This window comes from Streptomyces saintjeani (genome assembly GCF_055409605.1).
In genome coordinates, this window is the sequence record NZ_CP189624.1 from 8,934,507 (window position 1) to 8,958,314 (window position 23,808).

21 protein-coding genes and 1 pseudogene are annotated in these 23,808 nt (G+C 70.7%); 7 read left to right on the top strand and 15 right to left on the bottom strand.

Annotated elements, in window-relative coordinates:
• Positions 1 to 3: 3 nt before the first annotated feature.
• Entirely contained in the window at positions 4 to 717 is a 714-nt protein-coding gene (locus tag ACQCO7_RS40070) for a hypothetical protein (protein WP_464076439.1), read from the top strand.
• A gap of 8 nt (positions 718 to 725) precedes the next feature.
• Here ACQCO7_RS40070 and ACQCO7_RS40075 read toward each other — a convergent pair whose 3' ends face one another.
• From ACQCO7_RS40075 to ACQCO7_RS40085, 3 genes are all read right to left on the bottom strand, one after another.
• On the bottom strand, positions 726 to 2,735 hold the full coding sequence (locus ACQCO7_RS40075) for a glycoside hydrolase (RefSeq protein WP_464076440.1): 2,010 nt from the start codon (positions 2,733 to 2,735) through the stop codon (positions 726 to 728).
• A gap of 81 nt (positions 2,736 to 2,816) precedes the next feature.
• Entirely contained in the window at positions 2,817 to 4,424 is a 1,608-nt protein-coding gene (locus ACQCO7_RS40080) for a glycoside hydrolase family 43 protein (protein ID WP_464077413.1), read from the bottom strand.
• A 241-nt stretch (positions 4,425 to 4,665) separates the two neighbouring features.
• Entirely contained in the window at positions 4,666 to 5,463 is a 798-nt protein-coding gene (locus ACQCO7_RS40085; RefSeq protein ID WP_464076441.1) for an IclR family transcriptional regulator, read from the bottom strand.
• A gap of 244 nt (positions 5,464 to 5,707) precedes the next feature.
• Between ACQCO7_RS40085 and shiA the strand changes: the two genes are divergently transcribed.
• The 3 genes from shiA to ACQCO7_RS40100 are packed head-to-tail and all read left to right on the top strand — an operon-like array spanning position 5,708 to position 9,858.
• Complete coding sequence (shiA, locus tag ACQCO7_RS40090) at positions 5,708 to 7,069, top strand: shikimate transporter (RefSeq protein ID WP_464076442.1); 1,362 nt, start codon at positions 5,708 to 5,710, stop codon at positions 7,067 to 7,069.
• 28 nt (positions 7,070 to 7,097) lie between these two features.
• A complete protein-coding gene (locus ACQCO7_RS40095) occupies positions 7,098 to 8,105 on the top strand; it encodes a zinc-dependent alcohol dehydrogenase (protein ID WP_464076443.1) in 1,008 nt (335 codons plus the stop codon).
• The gene (locus tag ACQCO7_RS40100) at positions 8,098 to 9,858 is read left to right on the top strand and encodes a TIM barrel protein (protein ID WP_464076444.1); all 1,761 of its coding nucleotides are present in this window, start codon (positions 8,098 to 8,100) and stop codon (positions 9,856 to 9,858) included. Before ACQCO7_RS40095 ends, ACQCO7_RS40100 begins: the two co-directional genes overlap by 8 nt.
• A gap of 4 nt (positions 9,859 to 9,862) precedes the next feature.
• Here ACQCO7_RS40100 and ACQCO7_RS40105 read toward each other — a convergent pair whose 3' ends face one another.
• The 4 genes from ACQCO7_RS40105 to ACQCO7_RS40120 all read right to left on the bottom strand — a co-directional run bounded on the left by ACQCO7_RS40105 (position 9,863) and on the right by ACQCO7_RS40120 (position 14,003).
• Positions 9,863 to 10,885, bottom strand: coding sequence for an ABC transporter permease (locus ACQCO7_RS40105; protein ID WP_464076445.1), 1,023 nt, complete (start codon positions 10,883 to 10,885; stop codon positions 9,863 to 9,865).
• 3 nt (positions 10,886 to 10,888) lie between these two features.
• The gene (locus tag ACQCO7_RS40110; RefSeq protein WP_464076446.1) at positions 10,889 to 12,409 is read right to left on the bottom strand and encodes a sugar ABC transporter ATP-binding protein; all 1,521 of its coding nucleotides are present in this window, start codon (positions 12,407 to 12,409) and stop codon (positions 10,889 to 10,891) included.
• A 14-nt stretch (positions 12,410 to 12,423) separates the two neighbouring features.
• Complete coding sequence (locus ACQCO7_RS40115) at positions 12,424 to 13,467, bottom strand: sugar ABC transporter substrate-binding protein (protein WP_464076447.1); 1,044 nt, start codon at positions 13,465 to 13,467, stop codon at positions 12,424 to 12,426.
• Between the two features lie 167 nt (positions 13,468 to 13,634).
• The gene (locus ACQCO7_RS40120) at positions 13,635 to 14,003 is read right to left on the bottom strand and encodes a CoA transferase (RefSeq protein ID WP_464076448.1); all 369 of its coding nucleotides are present in this window, start codon (positions 14,001 to 14,003) and stop codon (positions 13,635 to 13,637) included.
• A gap of 251 nt (positions 14,004 to 14,254) precedes the next feature.
• On the opposite strand from ACQCO7_RS40120, the pseudogene ACQCO7_RS40125 reads away from it, so the two are divergent.
• A pseudogene (locus tag ACQCO7_RS40125) lies at positions 14,255 to 14,641 on the top strand (enoyl-CoA hydratase/isomerase family protein); the annotation flags it as partial.
• A gap of 70 nt (positions 14,642 to 14,711) precedes the next feature.
• Here the strand turns inward: ACQCO7_RS40125 and ACQCO7_RS40130 are convergent.
• The 6 genes from ACQCO7_RS40130 to ACQCO7_RS40155 are packed head-to-tail and all read right to left on the bottom strand — an operon-like array spanning position 14,712 to position 20,414.
• Positions 14,712 to 15,587, bottom strand: coding sequence for an SDR family oxidoreductase (locus ACQCO7_RS40130; protein WP_464076449.1), 876 nt, complete (start codon positions 15,585 to 15,587; stop codon positions 14,712 to 14,714).
• On the bottom strand, positions 15,584 to 16,531 hold the full coding sequence (locus tag ACQCO7_RS40135; protein ID WP_464076450.1) for an acyl-CoA dehydrogenase family protein: 948 nt from the start codon (positions 16,529 to 16,531) through the stop codon (positions 15,584 to 15,586). The genes ACQCO7_RS40130 and ACQCO7_RS40135 overlap by 4 nt, the downstream gene beginning before the upstream one ends.
• Positions 16,532 to 16,535: 4 nt before the next feature.
• Complete coding sequence (locus tag ACQCO7_RS40140; protein WP_464076451.1) at positions 16,536 to 17,660, bottom strand: acyl-CoA dehydrogenase family protein; 1,125 nt, start codon at positions 17,658 to 17,660, stop codon at positions 16,536 to 16,538.
• A 3-nt stretch (positions 17,661 to 17,663) separates the two neighbouring features.
• Positions 17,664 to 18,503 (bottom strand): enoyl-CoA hydratase family protein, encoded by an 840-nt coding sequence (locus ACQCO7_RS40145; protein WP_464076452.1) that lies wholly within the window; start codon positions 18,501 to 18,503, stop codon positions 17,664 to 17,666.
• A 10-nt stretch (positions 18,504 to 18,513) separates the two neighbouring features.
• Entirely contained in the window at positions 18,514 to 19,611 is a 1,098-nt protein-coding gene (locus tag ACQCO7_RS40150) for an NAD(P)H-dependent flavin oxidoreductase (RefSeq protein ID WP_464077414.1), read from the bottom strand.
• A 20-nt stretch (positions 19,612 to 19,631) separates the two neighbouring features.
• On the bottom strand, positions 19,632 to 20,414 hold the full coding sequence (locus ACQCO7_RS40155; RefSeq protein WP_464076453.1) for an SDR family oxidoreductase: 783 nt from the start codon (positions 20,412 to 20,414) through the stop codon (positions 19,632 to 19,634).
• A gap of 102 nt (positions 20,415 to 20,516) precedes the next feature.
• Here ACQCO7_RS40155 and ACQCO7_RS40160 point away from each other — a divergent pair, with 102 nt between their 5' ends.
• A complete protein-coding gene (locus ACQCO7_RS40160) occupies positions 20,517 to 21,374 on the top strand; it encodes a CoA transferase subunit A (protein ID WP_464076454.1) in 858 nt (285 codons plus the stop codon).
• Positions 21,371 to 22,114, top strand: coding sequence for a CoA-transferase subunit beta (locus tag ACQCO7_RS40165; RefSeq protein ID WP_464076455.1), 744 nt, complete (start codon positions 21,371 to 21,373; stop codon positions 22,112 to 22,114). The genes ACQCO7_RS40160 and ACQCO7_RS40165 overlap by 4 nt, the downstream gene beginning before the upstream one ends.
• Here the strand turns inward: ACQCO7_RS40165 and ACQCO7_RS40170 are convergent.
• Together ACQCO7_RS40170 and ACQCO7_RS40175 are read right to left on the bottom strand one after the other, a co-directional pair.
• Positions 22,104 to 22,736, bottom strand: a complete 633-nt coding sequence (locus ACQCO7_RS40170; protein WP_464076456.1) for a TetR/AcrR family transcriptional regulator — start codon at positions 22,734 to 22,736, stop codon at positions 22,104 to 22,106. The two genes, ACQCO7_RS40165 and ACQCO7_RS40170, sit on opposite strands and share 11 nt — an antisense overlap.
• Positions 22,737 to 22,818: 82 nt before the next feature.
• Positions 22,819 to 23,565, bottom strand: coding sequence for an SDR family oxidoreductase (locus ACQCO7_RS40175; RefSeq protein ID WP_464076457.1), 747 nt, complete (start codon positions 23,563 to 23,565; stop codon positions 22,819 to 22,821).
• Between the last annotated feature and the right edge of the window lie 243 nt (positions 23,566 to 23,808).

Consider the following 23,808-nt stretch of genomic DNA (forward strand, 5'->3'; position numbering starts at 1 on the left):
CGGATGTACGGGAGTTATCGAACGGACAGGCTGTGGGCCACGGCGGGGATCTCCTTCGCCGTGCTGGTGGTCGGGTCGCTGGTCGCGGCGGCCGGAATGCTGGAGTTCGACGAGGAATGCGCGCACGGACTGGTCGAAGGGCCGGGGCGGTTGCTGCGGACCCGCGACCAGGCGTTCCCGCCGGCCACCGTCTGCGAGTTCGAGGGCGGGGACGTGTCGTCCATCGGCGGCCACGGACCGTTCAGCGTACTGATGTGGGCCGGGATGGTGCTCCTCGTGACCTGCCTGCTGGTCGCCCTCGTCGCCGAGTGCCTGGAACCGCCGCTCGGCGGACGGTTCGTCGAGCCGATGACCAGGGCCGAGAAACTCGGGCGCACCCGCGTGGTGTTCTTCGTGTTCGGCTCCGTGTTCGTGCTCGTGTACACGCTGGTCGGCTGGCCGTTGCTCGCGGGCCCCTCGGCGGCCTGCTCCCGGGGCGGGGACTGGAGGAGCAACCCGCCGAGGACCCTGGACTACAACTTCCTCTCGCCACAGGCGACTTGCCAGTACACCAGCGGCAGCACGAGCCGCCTCAACCCCGAGTGGGCCGCGTCCATCGCGACCGAACTCGCCGTCCCCGCCCTCCTCGCGGGAACCGGATACACCCTCGCCCGGCGCCGGGCGGCCGAGGAACGCCGTACGGCCCCCGACCGGAGCCGGGAGCCGCAGGCGTCGTAACGCGCCGGTCAGCAGGCCGAGTTGGTCTGCGTGAGGAGGCCCAGGCGCCACGGGAGACTGTTGTAGTCGCCGCCCGCACCCGGGTTCATGCCCTGGTAGAGGTACTGGAGACGGCACGACGGGATCGTCAGCGTCTGGTCGTACCCCGCGCGGATCATCTCGCCATGGCTGATGTCACGCGTCCAAGCACCCGCCGGGAACGTCACGTTGGTGGACCGGGCGAACGGGTTCGACTCCGACGCCGCGAGCTGTGTCCACGAACCGGCGATGCCCGGTGACGTCCACGAGCGGAAGTACCGCCTGCCGTCCGAGCCGATCGCCTCGACCAACAGCACGTACTGGCCGCTGCCTTGGACTCTGTACACGTTGCTCGCCTCGAACATCGCGTACTTGGAGTCCTGCGCGGCGATCACCGTGTTCGTGAAGCCGTTCGGGAACTGGGAGAGCGAGGTCTGCGAGCGGTAGAGGTGGCCGTTGTCGTCGGAGGAGAAGAGGTAGCAGTTGGAGGCGTCGCAGATCACCCACATGTCGACCCAGTACCCGTTGCCGATGTTCTGGCGGATGATGTCGGGCATCGACGGGTAGAAGTTGCGCGGCGCGCTCCAGCCGCCTGGGTTGGAGATGTCGCGGTTGGTGGAGTACGAGGCGTTGCCGGTCTGGTAGACGAGGTACCACAGGCCCTGCGGCGCGAAGTAGAAGACCTGCGGCGCGGCCCGGTACCCGGCCCCGATCGGCGTGCGGTCCAGGTAGTGGTGCGTGGCGTTCGCGGCCTGCGACCAGTCGGCGAAGTTCAGGTACACCAGGTTGTACCCGGCGCTGTTCGCGACGCTCGCGAAGACGTGGTACCTGCCGTTGTAGTACACGACCGAGGGGTCCTTCAGCCCGGCGATGTTGTGCGTCGAGTCGGACTTGGGGGACATCAGGATGCCGCTGGAGCTCCAGGAGTAACTACTGGGCAGGGCAGCCGCGTCGGTGGTCCGGGCGGCCGTCGGCGTGCCGCCCATCGTCGTCAGCACCGCGTTGTACGCCGGCTTCTTCGCCCCGTTGTTGTCGAACAGCAGTGGGTTCTGGCCGGTACGCCACGAGTCGCTGTCCCGGATGCCCCACACGGTGATCCCGTTGCAGCGCGGGACGTTGAGGCAGGCGCGCACGGCGTTGGCGTAGGCCGTCGTCCCGGCCTGCGGGATGTCCAGCTCGGTGAGCTGTACGTCGACGCCGAGCGCCGCGAAGTTCGCGAGCGTCGTCTGGAACGTGGACGGGGGTCCGCCCGCGCCGAAGTGGGACTGGAAGCCGACGCAGTCGATCGGCACGCCACGGGACTTGAAGTCGCGGACCATGCGGTAGACGCCCTGCGTCTTCGCCGCGTTCCAGTCCTCGATGCTGTAGTCGTTGTAGCAGAGCTTCGCCGCCGGATCGGCGCTGCGGGCGGTGCGGAACGCGGTCTCGATGTACCCGTCGCCGAGCACGTTCTGGAACACGGTCGACCGGCGACCGCCGGTGCCGTCCGCGAACGCCTCGTTGACGACGTCCCACGAGTGGACGCGGCCCTTGTAGTGGTTCGCGAGCTGCGTGATGTGGTTGTTCATGACGCTGCGCAGCGTGTTCGCGTCGCCGATCGAGCCGACCCAGCCCGGGAGTTGGGAGTGCCAGACCATCGTGTGGCCGCGCAGCTTCTGCCCGTGCGAGGACGCCTGGTTCGCGATCTGGTCCCCGGGGCCGAAGTTGAACGAGCCACGGGAGGGTTCGACCGTGTCCCACTTCATCTCGTTCTCGGCGGTGACCTGGTTGAACTCCCGGTTCAGGATCGTCGAGTACACCGACTGGCTCAGCTTGTACCCGGCGACCGCGGCACCGAAGTACCGCCCCGACTGGGCGGCTTGGGCGCCGAGCGTGGACGCCTTGAGCGCGGGGGCAGGCGCTGGAACGTCTTTCGGTACGGCCGCCGCCGTACCGCCGGCCAGCAGCGTGACCGCCGCCAGCGCGCCCAGCAGGGCGGGTTGTCGTGTTCGGAGATTCATGGTTCTCCTCGTACGGGATGCGGGTTCCTTGCGGGTTGCGCTGTTTCCTTGCGGGAGTGCCGTTTTTTACGGGGCGTGCCGTCAGGGCACCGACACCTCGAACCGCGAGACGCGGACCGAACCGCCGAGCGCCCGGGTGGCGTGGTTGAAGACGGCGAAGCGGTAACCCATGAAGAACTGCCAGGCGTTGCCCATCGAGAAGGCCGGGCCGAGCCGGGTGAACGTGACGCCGTCGAGGCTGTAGGAGAAGGTGCCGGAGCGGGCCGCGCCGGGCCGGATGTCCGCATTCGCGCGCAGCCAGAGCCTGCCCGCGGTCACAGGCAGGCTCGCCGCCTCCGTGCCCGTCCCCGTCGTGTTCCAACTCCCGTCCATGGTCAGCCCGTTCACCATCACGAGCCGTGTCGCCGTACCCTCCCGCTTGACGCCGATCCATGCGGAGGAGTCCCGCAGCAGCGCGAGCCCCGCACGGTCGCCGTCACGCATCGCGGTGATGTCCAAGGTGGCGGTCGCGGTCGAACTCGGGCCCTGGATACGGTGGGTGAGGGTGTTGCGGGCCCAGTACAGGTCGTTCGTGACCGTCGCCGTGGACAGCGTGAGGCCGTTGTTCACCGACCACCTGGTGTCGTCCGGGTTGTGGTTCCACTCCCACTTCGGCTTCAGCTTCGTACCGTCGAAGGTGTCGACGCCGATCATCGGCGCGACCTGACGCGGGGGAGTGGGCAGTACGGGGCTCGGATACGTCGATCCCCAGGCGCCGCCCACGAGTTGGAGCACCGGCCAGCCGTCCGACGTCCAGGTGACCGGCGCGAGGACCGGGATCCGGCCGCCCGGATAGGCGTCCACGAAGGCGAGGTAGTACCAGGCGCCGGTCTGCGTCTGCACGAGCCCGCCCTGATGCGGGACCCCGCCGCCGGGCACCGGACCCGGCAGGTTCAGCAGCAACTGCCGTAGCGTGTACGGGCCGAAGGGGCCGCCGGTCGACTTCAGGACGTACTGGCCGTTCGCCGGGCGAGTCACGAAGATGTAGTAGTTGCCGCCGACCTTGTAGAACCGGGAGCCCTCCAGCGTCCCGATGCTCGCCGGGGTGCTGAACACCTGCTGCGCGCGTACCTGGCTGCGGCCGTCCGGCGCCAACTGGGCAACGCTTATCGTGGTGTTGCCGTACGCGACGTACATCGTGTCGTCCGTGTCGACCAGCAGCCCGGCGTCGTAGTACACGTTCCCCAGCGACGCCAGCTGGCTCCACGGGCCCTCCACCGAGGGCGCCGAGTAGAGGAACGTCCGCGCGAAGTCGATCTGGCCCAGCCAGTAGAACGTCCGGTTGCTCGGGCGGTAGGCCAGGGACGACGCCCAGATTCCGCGTACGTATCCCCGGCCGCCGTTCAGGTCGTACTTGGCGCCGAAGTCCAGCCTCGGGACCGAGTGGCCGGCGAACTCCCAGTTGACGAGGTCGTAGGAGCGGAGGATGGGAGCGCCGGGGGAGTAGTGCATGGTCGAGGCGGAGTAGTAGAAGGCGTCGCCGACGCGGATGACGTCGATGTCGGCGAAGTCCTGCCACAGGACGGGGTTGTTGTACGTCGCGGCTGCGGTCGTGGCCTCGGCGGTGTGGGGGAGCGCGGCTCCCAGGAGCAGACCGGCTCCGCCGGCCAGCGCTCCGCGCCGGGTGATCTGTTGTCTCGGCCATGACATGCCGGGGGTCGGATCTCCTGTGTCGTCCATCGGCTCCTCCAGTGGGGGGTGGGAGCGCTCCCACCTTCGGGCGGGCTTTCGGGCTGTTCAGGTGGGGTGCGCGGGGGTGTCGTACGCCTGCCGTCTGCGGCGCCGTTCGCATATACGAACGGCGGACAGAGCGTCGGACGGTTCGGATGATAGGTGCCTCAGGGGCAGCGTCAATACCTCGCGTACCGTCGAATTCTTTCGGAGATGCCGCTCAGCCCGCGTTCCCCAGCGGGTGGCTGAAGCCCTGGTCCGAGATGAGGCGGGCGCCCTGGGCGAGTTCGGTGGCGAAGCGTTCGATCGACTCGTACGGGAAGCGGTGCGTGGGGCCGCTGAGGGAGAGGGACGCGGCCACCTTGCCCGTGCGGCCGGTGATCGGGACGGCCACGGCGGTGAGGCCCTCGTCGAACTCGCTGGAGCTGACCGCGTATCCGCGTTCGGCCGCTTCCGCCGCCCAGGTCCTGAGCCGGTCCGCGAGGGGTTCGCCCTGGGGGGAGGTGGTCGCGACCCGGCGCAGGAAGGGGTCGGGGGCGTCGCGCAGGAGGATCTTGGAGGAGGCGCCGGCCCACAGGGGCTGCTCGTCGCCGACGTCCACGACGTGGCGTAGCGGGTGGGGGCTCTCCTCGTGGGCGACGCAGATGCGGTGCACGCCCCGGGCGACGAACAGGTTGACGGTCTCGCCGAGGCGGTCCGCGAGGTCGCGCATGACCTTGCGGGTCTCCTGGGGGACCTCCCACTGGCTCCGCGCGAGGTACGCCCAGCGCCACAGGGCCGGGCCCGCCGTGTATCCGGCGGGGTGGGAGCCGAGGAGGCCGGTCTCCTCCAGGGTCTGGACCAGACGCAGCGCGGTGGTCTTGGCGAGGCCGGTGGCCTCGGTGACCTCGCGCAGAGTCACGACGGGGCGGTCCTCGCTGAGGAGGTTGAGGATCTCGACAGCTCGGCGGACGCTGCGGACGCCGGGGGCGTGGGTGTCGGAGTCCTGGAGGGGTCGTTCCTGGTCGTTCGCGCTCATGCGTGGTCTCCCCGTCGGTCCGACTGCCGTTCCCTGTGCGTGCCCCGACGGTAGTCCGCCCTGCGGACCCGCCGCCCGGCGGCGCCGAGGAAATCTTGCCGCAACTCTTGATCGGCGCAAACCGCCCGACCTATCGTTCCGCTTGTCGGATCAAAAGGTCCATTGTGTGGACCGATGGGTTCGACGGGCGCCGGGCCCGCTCGCTCGGCTCCCCCTCCCCCTCACCCGACGGAGTGTGTGAGAGATGAGCAGCACCCCGCAGGACACCGCGTACGGCGCTCCCCGCCGTGCCCTCGCCCGGCGTGCGGCCTTCGCGAGTTTCATGGGCGCCGTGGTCGACTGGTACGACTTCTTCCTGTACGGCATCGTCGCCGGGCTCCTCTTCGGCGACCTCTTCTTTCCCGACGCCTCGCCGGCCGTCGGTACCCTCGCCGCCTGGGCCACCTTCGGCGTCGGCTTCCTCTTCCGGCCCCTCGGCGGCATCGTCTTCGGGCACTTCGGCGACCGGCTGGGCCGTAAGCGGATGCTGGTGCTGACCATGCTGATCATGGGTGTGGCCAGCACGCTGATCGGTGTCCTGCCGACGTACGCGCAGGCCGGGATCTGGGCGCCCGTCCTGCTGGTGCTGCTGCGGGCCACGCAGGGCTTCGCGGTCGGCGGCGAGTGGGGCGGGGCCGCGCTGATGGCGGTGGAGAACGCGCCCCGGAAATGGCGGTCGTTGTACAGCAGCGGTGTTCAAGTCGGCGCGTCCTTCGGGCTGTTGCTCGCGACGCTCGTCACCAAGCTGATGTCGTCGGGCACTTCGGAGGCCGCGTTCCGTGCCTGGGGGTGGCGGATACCGTTCCTGTTCAGTGCGTTCCTGGTGCTGGTCGGGCTGGTGATCCGGGCGAAGGTCGAGGAGTCGCCGGTGTTCACCGAGAAGGTCGCCGGGATGCCGGAGGGGGCCCGTCCGCGCGTACCGCTGGTCGCCGCCGTGCGCTCGAACCCCGGCGGGTTCTTCGCGATCATCGGGCTGCGGTTCGTGGAGCTGTTCACCTTCTACGGGGTGACGACCTTCGGACTGTCGTACGGCACCGACGAGTTGGGGCTCGACCGGGACAGCCTGCTCGACGTGAACCTCGCGGTCGGGGGGCTCGCCGTGGTGACCATCCCGGCCTTCGCGTATCTCGCCGACCGGTACGGGCGACGGCGGATCTACGTCGCGGGCGGCCTGATCGGGGCGGCGAGCGCGGTGCCGTACTTCTGGGCGATGGAGTCGGGGTCGATGGTGCTCGTCGTCGTGTGCGCGGTGGTGCTCGTGAACATCGGGCACGACATGGCCGTGTCCGTCCAGCAGTCGCTGTTCACCGACATGTTCGGGGCGGAGTACCGGTACAGCGGGGCGGGGGTCGGGTACCAGTTGGCGAGTGCCGTGGGCGGAGGGTTCACGCCCTTGATCGCCGGGGTGCTGGTGATCTGGGCCGGGGGCGGGTGGTCGCTGGTCGCCGGGTATGTCGCGGTGGGGTGTCTGGTGTCGGCGGTGGTGGCCTGGCGGATGCGGGGTGCTGAGGAGGGGGTGCCTTCGGTGGCGGTGACGGTAGAGTTGGCCGTAGAGCGGAACAAGTGAACCGTCTAGTGGTCGGCTGGGAGGTCTCGTGAGAGCGGCGGTTCTGGTGGCGCCGGGGCGGGTCGAAGTGGTGGGGGACTGGCCGGAGGTCTCGCCGGAGGGCGGGGCGGGAGACGTGGTGGTGGCTGTGGAGGGGGTCGGGGTGTGCGGGACCGACCTCGCTGTGTTCCACGGCCGACGCGAGGTTCCGGCGTACCCCTGGGTCATGGGGCATGAGGGGTTCGGGCGGATCGTCGCCGTAGGAACGGACGTGGTGGACCGCCAGGTGGGTCAGTGGGTCGTCATCGAACCCAATTACGCATGTCTGAAGTGTGCGGACTGCCTCACGGGGTTGACCTCGGCGTGTCCGCACCGCGCGATCGTCGGACTGAACAGCCCCGGCGTCCTCGCCGAACGCGTTGTGGTCCCGGCGCCGTTCGCGCACCCGGCTGACCTCACCGGCTCTGCCGGTCTTACCGACCCCGCCGACCTCACCGACCTCGCATGTGCCGAGCCGTACGCCGTCGCGCGAGCCGCCGTCCGTCGCAGCGGCGTGACTCCGTACGACCGTTGCCTGGTCGTCGGGGCGGGGGCGCAGGGGCTGCTGGTCTGTCTGACCCTGGCCCGCCTGGGCGCCGTGCCCGTCGTCACGGAACCCCACCCTCTCCGGCTGGAGAAGGCCGTCCGGTCGGGCGCGGTCGCGGACGACGGGCGCGGCGGGTTCACGTACGTGTTCGAGACGTCCGGGTACGCCCCCGCGCTGCGCCCGGCGGTCGAGCGGGCGGCTCCGGGTGCGACGGTCGTGCTGGTCGGGCTCAACTCCGAGCCGCTGCCGCTGAGTACGGACGACGTGGTGCGCCGCCAGCTCGTGGTGCGCGGCTCGATGATCTACGACCACCCCGGCGACTTCACCGCAGCCGTCGCCGAACTGCCGACGGCCCGCCCGGGAAGGGTGATCGAGGCGGAGTTTTCTCTGACGGAGGCTCAGGAGGCGTTCTCCGGCGCCTCCTTGCGGGCCGGCAAGACCTGGATCCGGATCGGGAGCGACCATGCGTAAGTCCATCGCCACCGTCTGCCTCAGCGGCACCCTCACCGAGAAACTCGCCGCCGCGGCGCGCGCGGGCTTCGACGGCGTGGAGATCTTCGAGAACGACCTCCTCGCGAGCCCCCTCTCCCCGGAGGAGATCGCCGCCCGCGCGGCCGACCTGGGCCTGACGATCGACCTCTACCAGCCGATGCGCGACATCGAGGCCGTCCCCGAGGACCTCTTCGCCCGCAACCTGCGCCGCGCCCGCCACAAGTTCGAGCTCATGGGACGGCTGGGCGTGGACACGGTCCTCGTCTGCTCCAACGTGTCCGTACTGGCCCTGGACGACGACGAGTTGGCCGCCGCGCAGCTCGCCCGGCTCGCCGACGCGGCCCAGGAGTCCGGAATCCGCGTCGCGTACGAGGCGCTCGCGTGGGGGCGGCACGTCAGCACGTACGACCACGCCTGGCGGATCGTCCGCGACGCCGGCCATCCGGCGCTCGGCACCTGCCTCGACAGCTTCCACATCCTTTCCCGGGGTTCTGATCCCAAGGGCATCGCGGACATCCCCGGCGAGAAGATCTTCTTCCTCCAGCTCGCCGACGCGCCCGTGATGGCGATGGACGTCCTCCAGTGGAGCCGCCACTACCGCTGCTTCCCGGGCCAAGGCGGCCTGGACGTCACGGAGTTGCTCCGCCATGTCCTCGCCACGGGGTACGCGGGACCCCTCTCCCTCGAAGTCTTCAACGACGTCTTCCGCCAGGCCGACGCGGGCCGCACCGCCCTCGACGGCATGCGCTCCCTGCTGGCCCTGGAGGAGAGCGCGGGAGCCTCCCGCCTCCCGGCTTCCGTGGGGGTGACGGGAGTAGCCTTCGCCGAACTCGCGACCAGCGACCCCCAGCCCACCGAGGACCTCCTCACCTCCATCGGCTTCACCCGCACGGCCCGCCACCACACGAAACCGGTCGCCCTCTGGGAGCGCGGCGAGGCCCGCATCGTCCTCAACACGGCGACCGGGCGCACGCGGACGACTCTCGCGGCCCTGGGCCTGGAGTCCACGGAGCCCGCCGCCTCGGCCCGCCGCGCCGAAGCCCTCCTCGCCCCCACCCTCCCCAAACACCGCGCCGCCCGGGACGTCCCCCTCGACTCCATCGCGTCGCCCGACGGCACGGAGGTCCTCTTCTGCGCCACCCGCCGCACAGGACTGGCGAGTTGGACGGACGACTTCACGTTCACCGGCGAGAGCGGGGCGGACGGCCGGCTCGACCACCTCGCCCTCACCCAGCCCTGGCACCACTTCGACGAAGCGGTCCTCTTCCACCGCACGATCCTGGGCCTCAGCCCCCACGAGACAGTCGAACTCGCCGACCCCTACGGCCTGTTCCGCAGCCGAGCCCTCTCGGCGTCCCCCTCGGGCCCGCACCTCGTCCTCAACCTGGCGCCCACACCGGAGGCCGACGACCGGGCCCGCCACATCGCCGTAGCCGTCGACGACTTGATAGCAACGGCCCGCGCGTTCCAGTCGTCCGGCGCCCCCCTGCTCCACGTCCCCGGCAACTACTACGACGACCTCGCGGCCCGGTTCGACCTCCCCGCAACGGAGTTGGAGACCTACCGCGAACTCGGCATCCTCTACGACCGCGACGAGCAGGGCGGCGAGTTCCGTCACTGCTACACGGCGACGGTCGGCCAGGTGTTCTTCGAGTTCGTCCAACGGGACGGCGGTTACAGCGGATACGGGGCCGCGAACGCTCCGATCCGGCTGGCGGCCCAGCGGAGGTGACGGTTCACTCCTGCTTCTCCCCCGAGGCGAACCGCGACACGATCAGCGCCACGATGATGATGACCCCGTTGAGGAACTGGTTCCACAGCGGCGGCACCCCCGCCAACGTCATGACATTGACGACGAGTTGAAGCGTCAGCACCCCGGTGAGGGCCCCGAACACGGAGCCCTTGCCGCCGTTGAGGCTCACGCCGCCGATCACGGTCGCGGCGAACACCTGGAAGATCCAGCCGCTGCCCTGCGTCGCGGAGATGGACCCGTAGTGCCCGCTGTAGAGGATCCCGGCGAACGCGGCGAGCACGCTGCCGACGACGAGGACGATCCAGACGATGCGGTCGACGCGGATACCGGCCGTACGGGCCGCCTCCTGGTTCCCGCCGATCGCGTAGAGCGCCCGCCCGTGCCGCAGCCACGCCAACGCCCCGCCCCCGAGGGCGAACAGCACCCCGCACACCCAGACGGCGGCGGGCAGTCCGGCCCACGACGTACGGCCGAGGTAGGTGAACGACGGCGGCAGGTCGACGATCGACTGCCCGTCGGACAAGGCGACCTGGAGTCCGCGCAGCATGGTGAGCGCGCCGAGCGTGACGATGAACCCGTTGAGCCGCAGCTTCAGGATCAGGAACCCGTTCACGGCCCCGATGACCGCGCCGACGAGCAGACACAGCGGGACCGCCGTCCAGCCCGGCAGCAGATCGACCCCGTTGAACCGCCCGCCGCTGCTCGGCAGGACCAGCCAGACGGCGATCACCGGAGCGACCCCGATCGTGGACTCCAGCGACAGGTCCATCCGTCCGCTGATCAGGATGAAGGTCGTCGCCAGCACCAGCAGGCTGAGTTCCGTGGACTGCTGGAGCACCCCGATCAGGTTGTCGGAGGTGAGGAAGGCGGGCGAGACGATGAACCCGATCAGCATCAGGACGAGGATGACCGGTACGAGGGACAGGTCCCGGAAGCGGCCCAGATCGAGCCGGGAGAGCCCGGCCGCCTTGGTCCGAGGCGGCGTCACTTCGGTGGTCACGGACATGGTTTACCTCCCCAAGGCGTCGGCGACGCCCTCGATGGCGGCGACCATCTCCTCGTCCCGCCACCCCGGCGTGAACTCGGCGACCACCCGCCCGTGGAACATGACGACGACCCGGTCGCACACCCGCAGATCGTCCAGCTCGTCGGAGACGATCAGCGCGGCCTTCCCGCCGTCGGCGATCCCCCGGACCGTGCCCAACAGGAACTCCTTGGACTTGACGTCGACCCCGTTCGTGGGCCGGATCGCGACCAGCACATCGGGGTCGGTGGCCAACGCCCGTGCCACGACGACCTTCTGCTGGTTCCCGCCGGACAGCGCGGCGACCGGCGTCGAGGCTCCGGGCGTCTTGATGTCCAGCTCCCGGATCACCCGCCCCGCGAACTCCCGTGTCCGGGACGGCAGTACGGTCCCGAACGGCCCGAGCTGGTCGGTGACCGTGAGCGTCGCGTTCTCGGCGACGCTCCGCCCGGTGACCAGCCCCTGCGCATGCCGGTCCTCGGGCACCAGCCCGACCCCGGCGGCCAGCGCCGACGGCACACTCCCGGTCCGCACGACCTGGCCGCGTACGGCGACCTGCCCGCCCCGCGCCTTGTGCAGCCCCGCGATGGCCTCGCCCACCTGTACGTTCCCGCTCGCGGCGGACCCGGCGAGCCCGACGACCTCACCGGACCGCACGGCCAGGGAGAGGTCCTCGCAGACGCCCGGAAGGGTGAGGCCGGAGACGGACAGCAACTCGGTGGAAGCGGTTGCGGTCCGTTGCCGGGGCACCGCGACCGGCATCGCCGCCGACTCGCCCGTCATCGCCTCCACCAGCTCCCGGTGCCCCAACTCGGCGACCGGCGCGGTCAGTACGTGCGTCGCGTCCCGGTACACGGTGACCGTCGTGCAGAGGTCGTACACCTCCTGGAGGTGGTGCGAGATGAACAGGAACGCGACGCCCTGCTCCCGCAGTTCACGGAGTTTCGCGAACAGCCGGGTGATGCCCCGCGCGTCGAGCTTCGCCGTCGGCTCGTCCAGGATGATGAACCGCGCGCCGAACGACAGGGCCCGCGCGATCTCCACGAACTGCCGCTGCTCGACGGTGAGTTCCCTCGCCTGCACGGCGGGGTCGACGTCGACCCCGTACTCGGTCAGCAACTCCCGCGCCCGCTCCCGCAGTTGCCGCCAGCGGATCGGGCGTACGGCGCTCGCGCTCTGCCGGTTCAGGAAGAGGTTCTCGGCGACGGTCAACTCGTCGAGGATCGTGGAGCGTTGATAGACGCAGGCGACCCGGGAACGCCACGCGTCGAGGTCGCCCGGCGCCGGTGCCGGGGCGCCGGAGAAGCGCAGGGTGCCCGCGTCCGCGCGCTGGAGGCCGGTGAGCAGGGAGACGAGGGTCGACTTGCCCGCGCCGTTGCGGCCCACCAGAGCGTGGGACTCGCCCGGGGCGACGGCGATGTGCGCGTCGCGCAGGGCGACCGTCGCCCCGAACCGTTTGGAGACACCGATGGCTTCGGCCACCGGGGTGGTGCTGGTGTCGGTCATGCCGTTCCCCCGCATCAGCCGATGTTGTTTCCCCACAGCGTGGCGTCGTCGACGTTCGCCTTGGTCACCAGCGGAGCCGGGAGCTGGTCCTCAAGTCCGCCCGGAATCTTGATGATGGTGGAGCCGTGGTCGGTGGGGCCCGGCGTGAACGTCTTCCCCTCGGTCGCCGCCTTCGCGTAGTACAGCGCGTACTTGGCGTACAGGTCGGCGGGCTGGGAGACCGTCGCGTCGATCTGGCCCTTGCGGATCGCGTCGAGCTCCTGCGGGATGCCGTCGTTGGAGACGATGCTGATGTGGCCCGGCTGCCCCGGCGGCTTGAGCAGCTTCTTCTGCTCCAGGAGCGCCAGCGTCGGCTGGAGGAAGGCGCCCCCGGCCTGCATGTAGATGCCGTTGAGGTCCGGGTGCTGGGCCAGCAGCGACTGGAGCTTCGCCGAGGCGACGTCGCCCTTCCAGTCCGTCGGCAGCTCGAACACCTGGATCTTCGGGAACTTCGCCTTCATGCACGCCGCGAACGCCTCCGAGCGGTCACGCCCGTTGATGGAGTCCAACGCCCCCTGGAACTCGGCGACCTTGCCCTGCCCGCCGAGCTGCTTGCCCAGGAACTCGCACGCCTTCGTGCCGTACGCCTTGTTGTCCGCGCGCACCACCATGTAGACGTCGCCCTTGTCCGGCCGCGTGTCGACGCTGACCACCGGGATCTTCGCCGCCGACAGGCTGTCCAGCGTGGACGAGATCGCGCCCGTGTCCTGCGGCGCCATCACCACCGCCTTGGCGCCCGTGTTGCGGAACACCTGGACGTTCGCGACGAGTTTGGTCACGTCGTTCTGCGAATTGCTCAGCGGCAGCGCGTCGATACCGTCGGTCTTGATGTCCTTCTTGAGGTACTGCGCGTAGGAATTCCAGAAGTCGGTGTCGGAGCGCGGCAGATCGATCCCGACGGGGGACTTGCCGCCCGTCGAGGACGAGTCGGCGCTGTCGCGGTTGCAGGCGGTGGCGAGGGCGAGCGCCGCGAGGACGGCGGTGGCGGCTGCGGTCGAGCGGATACGAGCGGGCGTCATTGGCCGTGTTCTCCCCTGAGCCGTGATTCCTCCGATGTATCTCGGAATGCCGAGGACGTTACGATGCCGTCGCCCGCAGTGACAAGACTCGGGTCGGCTTCAATTCGGCTAACGGACATGAACGTTTGAGGATCGGCCGGACGGGTGATCACCTCTAGTGGATCTCGCTACACATCCGATGACTGACCTGCGATGAATGTCCGCCGCACCAACGCAGCCTCGGCCGCCGCGTCCAGCCCGAACCCTTGCAGCGCGCGGGGGCGGGACGCCTCGATCACTACGTCGGCACGGGCCACCAACTCCCTCGGCGCGGTGTGTCCTTGAGCAGTGGCGGGGTCCAGGACGGCCGACTCCTGACCGGCGTGCGGCACGTCGTAGAAGGCGCTGCCGCCGGAGCGGGCGCCGTCCGGGCGAGGGCGGCCGGGGAGAGGGTAGGTACGGTCGGGGCGAGGGGCGATCGATCCGCCTGCGAGGCCCAGGAGTTCGGTGCGTTCGTCCAGTTCGGCGCCCGTGCGAGTCGCCGGCCAGGTCGCCAACTCCCGTTGGCTGAACGCGTTTCCGATCAGTGCGCCCCACAGCGCCGGGGCGGGCGCCGCCTGCGGCGGCGATGTGGTCGGTGAGCCGGGACGTGAACGTCGCGGCTCCGCCCGGCGGCAGCAGGGGCGGGCCCTCGGCGTGACCGGTCAGCAGGGGCACTCCGCTGCGCGCCCAGTCCAGGCGGCTTTCTGCGGATCACCTCAACCATCCCGCCCGGCGCAACTCCCACAGTGCCCAGCTGCGGGACGCGCTGACTGCCGCCGTGGACCTGGCCGTTCAGGATCTGAGCATTCGGGAGGTGGTCCTCGACGCCAACGGTCCCGAGTTCAGCTCGGGCGGCGACCTGGACGAGTTGGGTACGGCCACCGACCTGGCCACGGCCCACCTGATCCGGACGAGCGCGGGTGCCGCGCGCCGGCTGCATGCCGTCCGGGACCGGCTGACCTCCAGGATCCACGGCCACTGCATCGGCGCCGGCATCGAGCTGTCGGCCTTCGCGGGGAGGGTGGTCGCGGCACCGGACACGCGCATCCGGCTCCCGGAACTGGACCTGGGGCTGATCCCCGGCGCCGGAGGAACCGTGAGCATCCCACGCCGGATCGGGCGGCACCGGACGCTGTACCTGGTGCTGTCCGGGCGGGAGTTGGAGGCCGGTACGGCGTTGGAGTGGGGGCTGGTGGACTCCGTCAGCTCCCGCACGCCGGAGGTCAGCGCCCGTACACCGGAGCCGGATCGGGCGCCCGGTTCAGCAACTCGCGTACCGCCGGACCCACTTCGGCCGCCGTCCACCGCCGATCCCGCTCGGCCCGAGGCCCGTGCTGCCAGCCGTCCGCCACGCTGATGACTCCGCCCTCGACCTCGAAGACCCGGCCTGTCACCTCGGTCGATCCGGTGGAGGCCAGCCAGACCACGAGGGGGGAGACGTTGGCGGGATGCATGGTGTCGAAGCCCGTTTCCGGGGCCCGCATCTGGTCGGCGAACGCTTCGACGGCTTCGGTCATCGGGGTTCGCGCGGTGGGGGCGATCGCGTTCACGGTCACGCCGTAGCGGGCGAGTTCGGCCGCCGCGATGATGGTGAGGGTGGCGATGCCCGCCTTCGCGGCGCCGTAGTTCCCCTGGCCGATGCTTCCCGACAGGCCCGCGCCGGAAGAGGTGTTGATGATGCGAGCGGCGACCGGGTGGCCGCTCTTCGCACGGTCGCGCCAGTAGGCCGCGGCGTGGTGCAAGGGGGCCGCGTGGCCCTTGAGGTTCACCCTGAGGGCAGTGTCCCAGTCGGCCTCCGTCATCGACACCAGCATGCGGTCGCGGTTGATGCCCGCGTTGTTCACCAGGGCGTCCAGCGTGCCGAACTCTTCCACGGCCCGGTGGACCAGGGACCCGGCGTACGTCCAGTCGCTGATGTCACCCACGTCGGCCACCGCCGTGCCGCCGCGTGCGGTGATCTCCTCCGCGACCGATCTCGCGGCCCCGCCGAGGTCGTTGACGACGACGGCGGCGCCCTCGGCGGCCAGGGCGAGGGCGTGTTCGCGGCCGAGGCCCTGGCCCGCGCCGGTGACTACGGCTACTCGGTTCTGGCAGATCATGATGCGTCTCCTCGGGGTTGGGAGAGGCCCAACCGGGTTGCTATCAGGGCCCGGTGGTGTGCGGGACCTCCCCAGTCCGCCGCAAGGGCCCATGCCCGCTTGGCGTAGCGGTGCAAGTCGTACTCCGTGGTGTAGCCGATCGCGCCGTGGCACTGGATCGCCGCCCGCGCGGTCTTCCGGGCCGCCTCCGAGGCGAGCACCTTCGCCGCCGACGTCCGTACGTCCGCGTCGGCGTCCCCGGCGGCCTGCGCCCACCCCGCCGCGAGGACCGACGCGCGGGCGAACCGCAACGCCACCAGGACGTCGGCCAGCGTGTGCTTCACCGCCTGGAACGAGCCGACCGGTACGCCGAACTGCTCCCGCTCCCGCACATACGCGACGGTCAGCTCGACCATTCGGGTCCCGAGGCCCACGAGCAGACCTGACGTGGCCAACACCCCTCGTCGCCGGGCCACTTCGAGCACGGAGGGATCGTCGGTGAGCAGCACTCCGCCCCGGGCCGGGGCCGTGACATGCGCCAACTGCCGTGTCGCGTCCACCGATTCGAGGGGCTCGATGCTCAACTCCGCACGCCGGAACAGCCGTATCCGACCGGCCGCCGCGAGAGCGACGAGATCCGCTCGGGCCGCGAACGGCACCGGTGAGCCCTCGGAGAAGGAGACGGTCAGCAGAGCCGAACCGTCCAACACCTCGGCCAGCACGGGGAGTTCGGTCAGCAGGGGGGCACCGACGGCGATCGTCTCGGCGGCCGGGACCGGTACCCCGCTGTGCCCCAGCCGCTCCATCAGCGGCGGCAGACAGTTCTCGTCGAGTCCCGCCTCGCCGGGTACGAGTGCGCCGAGCACTCCCACCTCCGCGAGCATCCGCCATACGTCGGGCTTCGCCAGCACCCCGCCCGCCGCCTCGGCGAGCGCCGCGTCCACCTCGGTCACGGAGAAACGCACCCGCTCACCTCCTGGGCAGCCCGAGCAGCCGCTCGGCGACGATGTTGCGCTGGATCTCGTTCGTGCCGGCGTAGAGGGGACCGGCGAGCGAGAAGAGGAAGCCCTTGCTCCAGGGTCCGGCCAACTCGGCGCCGGGGCCGAGGAGTTCGGCGGCCGTCTCGTGCAGGCGGACGTCCAGCTCGGACCAGAAGAGCTTGTTGAGACTGGCCTCGGCGCCGACCTCACGGCCGTCGGTGATCGCGGTGACCTGCTCCAGGGTGAACCACTGGTACGCCTGCGCGTCGATCCACGCCTGCACGACGTCGTCCCGGTGGGGCCCGGCGCCCATGGACTCGGCCAGCTCCACCAGCCGGTCGGCGGTGTGCAGGAAGCGGCCGGGGGAGCGGAGCGTCAAGCCGCGTTCGGAGCCGGTGGTGGCCATGGCGACCGTCCAGCCCTGGCCCACCGCGCCGAGTACGTCGGAGTCCGGCACGAAGACGTCGTCCAGGTAGACGTCCGCGAACCCCTCGTCCCCGTCGAGGCGTTGGAAGCCCCGGACCGTGACGCCGGGGGCGTCGAGCGGGAGCAGGAAGTAGGTGAGGCCGCGATGCCGGTCCGCGTCGGGGTCGGTGCGGAACAGGCCGAAGAGGTGGGTGCAGAAGGCGCCGCGCGTGGTCCACGTCTTGTGGCCGGTGAGCCGCCAGCCACCGTCGACACGGGCCGCACGGCTGCGGATCGCCGCGAGGTCGCTGCCCGCTCCGGGCTCCGACCAGCCCTGCGCCCAGAGGTCCTCGGCCGCCGCCAACCTCGGGAGGAGACGGGCCTGTTGCTCGGGGGTGCCGTACCGGAAGACCGTGGGGGCCAGCAGGAAGATCCCGTTCTGGGTGACCCGGGCCGGTGCGCCCGCCCGGTAGTACTCCTCCTCGAAGATCAGCCACTCCCACAGCGACGCACCCCGCCCGCCGTACTCCTCCGGCCACGACACGACCGACCAGCGGGCCGCGAACAGCTCACGTTCCCAGTCGAGATGGGCGGCGAAGCCGTCGCGGGTGTCGCCGGACGGCAAGGGGGGCGACGGCACATGTGCGGCCAGCCAGGCGCGGGCTTCCTGACGGAACGCGTCCTCCTCGGGGCTCCAGGTCAGGTCCATGGCCTACTCCCCGGAGCCGGAGCCGGAGCCGGAGCCGGAGCCGGAGCCGGAGCCGGAGCCGGAGCGCGAGTCCGAACCTGAGCCCGAGCCGGTGTCGGTGTCGGTGTCAGTGGCGAGTCCGAACCTCTCCTCCCGGGCCACCCCCGACAGGTTCATCTCGAACGTGAACCCCTGTTCATACCGGTAACTCCGCTTCACGTCCCACAAGTCGATCCCGTTGAACGCCTCCTTCGCCGCCCGGATCACCGCCGGATGCTTCCCCGCGATCTCGGCGGCCACCTCCAACGCCCGCGAACGCAACGACGGTTCGGGCACGACGTCCAACACCGAGCCGTACGCGTGGAGTTCGGCGGCCGTCGCCGTCGCGCACGTGTACATCATCGCCCGCGCCCGATGCCCCGGCACCAGCCGCGAGAGATGGGTACCCGCCCCCAACGCCCCCCGGTCCACCTCGGGCAGCCCGAAGTACGCGTCCTCCGAGGCGATCACGAGGTCCGAGTTGCCGACCAGCCCGATCCCCCCGCCCAGACAGAACCCGTGCACGGCCGCGACGACGGGCACAGCACACTCGTACACGGCGGCGAACGCGGCGAAGCAGCTCCGGTTCACCTCGACGATCGCCCCCTCGCCCCGCAACTCCTTGATGTCCACACCGGCGTTGAAGCCCCGGCCCTCGGCCCGCAGCACGACCACCCGTACGGCGGGGTCCCGGCCGAGCCGCGTCACCGCGTCCGCGAGGGCGTACCACCCCGCCACGGGAAGCGCGTTGACCGGCGGCCGGTCGACGACGACCTCGGCGACGCCCCGCTCGTCGACGGTCGTGGCGATGAACTCGGCACCCATGGAAGCCCCTTCACCCGGTGAAGCCGGTAGGCCCGGCGGACTCGGAGCCGCCGGGAATCTCCGCGAACCCCGTAAGCCGCGCGAGCACTGCCTCCGCCTCGGCCACGATCCGCTCGATCAGCTCCTTGCAACTGGGCAGATCCTCGATCACCCCGGCCACCTGCCCCGACGCCAGCGTCCCGAGATCCACCCGCCCCTCGACCATCGACGCCCGCAGCATCATCGGCGTGTTCGCGGCCATCAACACCTGTGACCACCCCAGCTGGTGCCCCCGCCGCATCGCGAGCCCCTCCCGGACCATGGCGGACCAAGGAATGCCCGAACTCCGGTGAAACGCCGACGCGTTGCGCACGGACCGCCAGGCCCGGCCCAACGCCCGCTCCCGCAAGAGCCGTTCGACCAACTCCGTCCGCAACACCCTTTGCGGAACCCCGTCGAGGACCCGCGTCACGACCGTCCCGTCCACCCCTCGCCGCAGATACTCCGCCTTCACCGCGTCCGGCACCGTACTGTCACTGGTCAGCAGGAACCGCGTCCCCATCGCGACCCCCACGGCCCCCATCGCGAGCGCCGCCACCAGCCCCCGCCCGTCCCGGAACCCACCCGCCGCGATCACCGGAATGTCCACCGCGTCCACGACCTGCGGCACCAGGATCGACGTAGGCACGCCCCCGGTGTGCCCGCCCCCCTCACCGCCCTGCACGACAACGGCGTCCACCCCCCACCCCGCCACCTTCTCCGCATGCCGCCGAGCCCCCACGGACGGCACGACGACCAGCCCGCCCTCCTTGAGCCGCCGGATCACCCGCTCCCGCGGCGCGAGCGCGAACGACGCGACCCGCACCCCCTCCCGCACCAGCAACTCCCCGCGCTCCAGCACATCCGGCGCGTCCCCGCGCAGGTTCACCCCGAACGGCGCGTCGGTCCGCTCGCGCACCGCGCGGATCGCGTCCCGGGTCTCCTCCAGGGTCAGCGTCGCGCCGGCGAGGATCCCGAGCCCCCCGGCAGCCGCCGTGGCCGCCGTCAACTCGGGCCCGCTGACGTACCCCATCCCGGTCTGCACGATCGGATACCGCACCCCGACCAGATCGCACAGCGGCGTGTGCAGTCTCACAACGGGCCCTCCTCTCAGGCGTGTTGACTGCTGACGGAGACGACTTCACCGGTCATGTACGACGCGTAGCCGCTCGCGAGGAACACGACCACGTTGGCCACCTCCCACGGCTCGGCCGCCCGCCCGAACGCCTCGCGGCTCGTCAACCGGTCCAGCAGTTCCGCGCTGGTGACCTTCTCCAGGAACGGATGCAGCGCGAGGCTCGGCGACACCGCGTTGACCCGGATCCCGTGCCCGGCGAGGTCCAGCGCGGCGCACCGCGTCAGCGCCATCACCCCGGCCTTCGCGGCGGCGTAGTGCGCCTGCCCCTCCTGCGCCCGCCACCCCACCACCGACGCGTTGTTGACGATCACCCCGCGCCGCCCGTCCCGAACCATCCGCCGCCCGGCCGCCCGTACACACCGGAACGTGCCCGTCAGCGTCACGTCCAGCACCCGCCCCCATTCGGCGTCGCTCATCTCCAGCACCGAACGCGTCCCGCCGAGCCCCGCGTTGTTGACCATCACATCGACGCCGCCGAACGCGTCGGCCACGTCGAGGAGTTCCTCGATCTGTTCCTCGACGGTCACATCGCATACGGCCGCCCGGACCCGGTCCGCGCCGAACTCCTTCTCCAGCGCCTCGTGCGCCTCGGCGAGCCGCCGCTCGTGGACGTCCCCGAACACCACGGCACGCGCGCCCTCTTCGAGGCTCCGCCGGACGACCGCCGAACCGATGCCCGCCCCGGCGGCGGCCGTGACGACCACCGTCTTTCCGACGAGCAACCCATGGCCAGGTACGTACTCGGGCAGGTCCATCAGCCCCCCTGCTTGTCCGGAGCCGGAACGGCGATTTACCGTAACCCACCAAGCATTTGTTTGGTAGGGACCCAGTCGACGCCAAACCCCGAGAGGGTCAACATGGCTGACAAGACAGTGCGGTTGGAGGACTTCGCCGGAGTCGTCGAGTCCGGCATGACGATCGGGATCGGCGGCTGGGGCTCGCGCCGCAAACCCATGGCGCTGGTCCGGGAGATCCTGCGCGGCGACGCCCGGGACCTGACCGTCGTCACCTTCGGCGGCCCCGACGCCGGACTGCTGTGCGCGGCGGGGAGAGTCCGCGAACTGGTCTACGGATTCGTCTCGTTGGACTCCATCGCCCTCGACCCGCACTTCCGCGCCGCCCGCGAACGCGGGGAGATCGAGACCGCCGAGTACGACGAGGGCATGGTCGTCACGGGGCTGCGCGCGGCGGCGAGCCGGCTGTCGTTCCTGCCGACGCGGGCCGGGCTCGGCTCGGACGTCCTGACCATGAACCCGGACCTCAGAACCGTCAACTCCCCTTACACGGGTGAGGAGTACGTCGCGATGAAGGCGCTCCCGCTGGACCTCGCCCTCCTCCACATGAACCGCGCCGACCCTGCCGGGAACGCCCAGTACCTGGGCCCCGACCCGTACTTCGACGACCTGTTCGCCCGCGCCGCCGACCGCTGCTACGTCAGCGCCGAACGCGTCGTCCCCGACCTGCTCGCCGAAGGCCCCGCCCAGACCCTGCTGTTGAGCCGCATCTTCGTGACCGGCGTGATCGAGACCCCGCGCGGCGCGCACTTCACCTCCTGCGTGCCGGACCATCCGCGCGACGAGGCGTTCCAGGCGCACTACGCGGCCTCCGCCAAGGACCCGGCGGCGTGGGAGCTGTTCCGCAAGCGGTTCCTGGACGGCGACGAACGCGCCTACCAGCAGGCCGTCACCGACTTCCACACCGAGGAGGGGCGATGATCACCCGCGCGGAAGTGTGCGCCGCCGCCTGCGCCGACACCTGGCAGGGCGCCGGTGAAGTCCTCGCGCACGCCGTCGGGTTGGTCCCGATGGTCGGCGCCCGGCTGGCCCGGCTCACCACCAGCCCCGAACTCGTCCTGTCCGACGGCGAGGCGTACTGCATGAGCGAGCCGCCGCCGCTCGGGGGCACGGCCGCCGACGGGGGAGTGGTCGAGGGCTGGGTGCCCTTCGGCCGGATCTTCGAACTCGTGGAGAGCGGACGGCGGCAGAGCATGATGGGCGCGAGCCAGATCGACCGCTACGGCAACCAGAACATCTCCCTCGTCGGCAACTGGCGGCAGCCGACACGGCAGTTGATCGGGGTGCGCGGCGCGCCGGGCAACACCGCCAACCACCGTACGGACTACTGGGTCGCCCGGCATTCGCCGAAGGTGTTCGTGGAGAAGGTCGACCTCGTGTGCGGGGTCGGCAACGACCGCGCCGGGAAACTGACGTTCCATCATCTCGGCGTCGTGGTAACCGACTTGGCCGTCCTGGACTACGGCGACGACGGGCGGCTCCGCATCCGCTCCGTGCACCCCGGCGTCACCGTCGACGACGTCCGCGCCCGTACCGGGTTCGCCCTCGACGCGACCGGCGTCACCGAGACCCGGCTCCCCGATCCGGCCGAACTCCGTCTGATCCGCGAGGAGATCGACCCCCGGGGGCTGCGGAACCGGGAGGTCCCCGTCACTCCGTGACCAGACCGCCGTACAGGATTCTCAGGTACTGCTCGGAGACCGCCTCGTGGCGCAGCCGGCCGCGCGGGCGGTACCAGCGGACCGAGCACCAGACCGTGTCGCGGATGAAACGGTAGGTGAGACGCGCGTCGACGTCCGCGCGGAACGCGCCGGACTCCTGCCCGGCGGTGATGGCCCGCAGCCAGATCTTCTCGATCTTGCGGCCCCACTGCTCGACGTACGCGAACCGGGGCTGGCCGGTCAGGGAGGCGGACTCGTTCTGGTAGAGGGCGACCGCCTCCGGCGTCTCGTGTATGACGGCGAAGGAGTGCTGGACGAGCTGGTCGAGGACCTGGCGCGGGTCCTGCTCCGCCTTCTCGATCGCGGTGAACCGCTCCAGCAGGCGGCCGAGGAAGTCGCGGAGGATCTCGTCGAGCATCTCCTCCTTCGACGCGAAGTGGTGGTACAGGCTGCCCGAGAGAATGCCCGCGTCGTCCGCGATGTCCCGCACCGTCGTCTGCGTGTACCCGCGTGACGCGAACAACTTCGCGGCGATTCCCAGGAGTTCGGCCCGGCGGTCCGAACCCGCCCTCGGGGAGCCGCCGTTGTCGGCCGCCGTGCGGACGGGGCGTCTCACCGCCATGTCGTCGTTCCTTCCCGCCCTGCCCTGCCCGGCACAGCGCTCCTGCCCGGTACGGCGTTCAGCATAGCGATCAAGCCCCGGCTCACGCGTTCGGCGTGTGCCGCAGGAACCCCGGCCACTCGCCGCCCCCGTCCACGTTCAGCACCGCGCCCGTCACATGCGCGGCCAGCGGCGACGCCAGCAGCACACACGCGCCCCCGACGTCCTCCGGCCGCGCGAACACGCCTCTCGGGATCGTCGCCGCGACCCGCGCGACCTGCTCCGCGTCGCCGTAGTGGTCCATCGACCCTGGCGTCTCCACCAGGCCGCAACTCACCGCGTTCACCCGGACCTTGGGCGCCCACTCCACCGCCAGCGACGCCGTCAGGCTCTCCAGCGCCGCCTTCGCCGCCCCGTACACCGCCGTCCCCGGACTCACCCGGCGCGCGCTGATCGAGGTCACGTTCAGGACGACCCCGCCGTCCGCCATCACCGGGAACACCGCCCGGCACACATAGACCGGCGCCAGGAAGTTCAACTCCGTGACCCTGCGGTGGAATCGGGGGGAGGCGCCCGCGAAATCGGCGTACGGCGCACCGCCCGCGTTGTTGACGGCGACGTCGACCCGGCCGCGGCGGTGGGCCACGTCCTCGATCCACCGCTCGACCTGGTCCGGGTCACGGACGTCCAACCGGCTGAAGTGCGCGGGGAGTTCGGGCGGCTCGGTACGGGCGCACACCTCGACGTGCGCGCCCGCCTTGAGGAACATCTCCGCGATCCCCGCCCCGACCCCGCGCGTGCCTCCGGTGACCAGGACGACCTTTCCCGACATGTCCAACTGGAGGGCCATGCCGACACAGTAGCCAGCCGCACCAAGCAAACGCTAGGTTCGTGGCGCGGCCCGCTGAGGGGTGATGGCCTCGGCGCGGGCGTGACTGCGCGTTCGTCGACGGGCTCTACGGCACCGGGCTGCGGCTGAGTGAGTGGGCCGGCGTCCTGCGCCAGGGGTGGACGTGGGCGCCGGTTCCGGATGCCGCGAAGCGCGCCGGCCTACGGGAAGGGCGAACGCTCCGCAGCGGTCCGCCGCAGTTGC

Excerpts from the sequence above, each read along its gene's own strand:
- ACQCO7_RS40100 (WP_464076444.1), top strand. The coding sequence starts at position 8,098 with ATGCGTAAGTCCATCGCCACCGTCTGCCTCAGCGGCACCCTCACCGAG.
- ACQCO7_RS40175 (WP_464076457.1), bottom strand. The coding sequence starts at position 23,565 with ATGGCCCTCCAGTTGGACATGTCGGGAAAGGTCGTCCTGGTCACCGGA.
- ACQCO7_RS40080 (WP_464077413.1), bottom strand. The coding sequence starts at position 4,424 with ATGTCATGGCCGAGACAACAGATCACCCGGCGCGGAGCGCTGGCCGGC.
- ACQCO7_RS40160 (WP_464076454.1), top strand. The coding sequence starts at position 20,517 with ATGGCTGACAAGACAGTGCGGTTGGAGGACTTCGCCGGAGTCGTCGAG.
- ACQCO7_RS40075 (WP_464076440.1), bottom strand. The coding sequence starts at position 2,735 with ATGAATCTCCGAACACGACAACCCGCCCTGCTGGGCGCGCTGGCGGCG.
- ACQCO7_RS40070 (WP_464076439.1), top strand. The coding sequence starts at position 4 with ATGTACGGGAGTTATCGAACGGACAGGCTGTGGGCCACGGCGGGGATC.
- ACQCO7_RS40085 (WP_464076441.1), bottom strand. The coding sequence starts at position 5,463 with ATGAGCGCGAACGACCAGGAACGACCCCTCCAGGACTCCGACACCCAC.
- ACQCO7_RS40170 (WP_464076456.1), bottom strand. The coding sequence starts at position 22,736 with ATGGCGGTGAGACGCCCCGTCCGCACGGCGGCCGACAACGGCGGCTCC.
- ACQCO7_RS40140 (WP_464076451.1), bottom strand. The coding sequence starts at position 17,660 with ATGGACCTGACCTGGAGCCCCGAGGAGGACGCGTTCCGTCAGGAAGCC.
- ACQCO7_RS40145 (WP_464076452.1), bottom strand. The coding sequence starts at position 18,503 with ATGGGTGCCGAGTTCATCGCCACGACCGTCGACGAGCGGGGCGTCGCC.
- shiA (WP_464076442.1), top strand. The coding sequence starts at position 5,708 with ATGAGCAGCACCCCGCAGGACACCGCGTACGGCGCTCCCCGCCGTGCC.
- ACQCO7_RS40105 (WP_464076445.1), bottom strand. The coding sequence starts at position 10,885 with ATGTCCGTGACCACCGAAGTGACGCCGCCTCGGACCAAGGCGGCCGGG.
- ACQCO7_RS40115 (WP_464076447.1), bottom strand. The coding sequence starts at position 13,467 with ATGACGCCCGCTCGTATCCGCTCGACCGCAGCCGCCACCGCCGTCCTC.
- ACQCO7_RS40110 (WP_464076446.1), bottom strand. The coding sequence starts at position 12,409 with ATGACCGACACCAGCACCACCCCGGTGGCCGAAGCCATCGGTGTCTCC.
- ACQCO7_RS40165 (WP_464076455.1), top strand. The coding sequence starts at position 21,371 with ATGATCACCCGCGCGGAAGTGTGCGCCGCCGCCTGCGCCGACACCTGG.
- ACQCO7_RS40155 (WP_464076453.1), bottom strand. The coding sequence starts at position 20,414 with ATGGACCTGCCCGAGTACGTACCTGGCCATGGGTTGCTCGTCGGAAAG.
- ACQCO7_RS40130 (WP_464076449.1), bottom strand. The coding sequence starts at position 15,587 with ATGATCTGCCAGAACCGAGTAGCCGTAGTCACCGGCGCGGGCCAGGGC.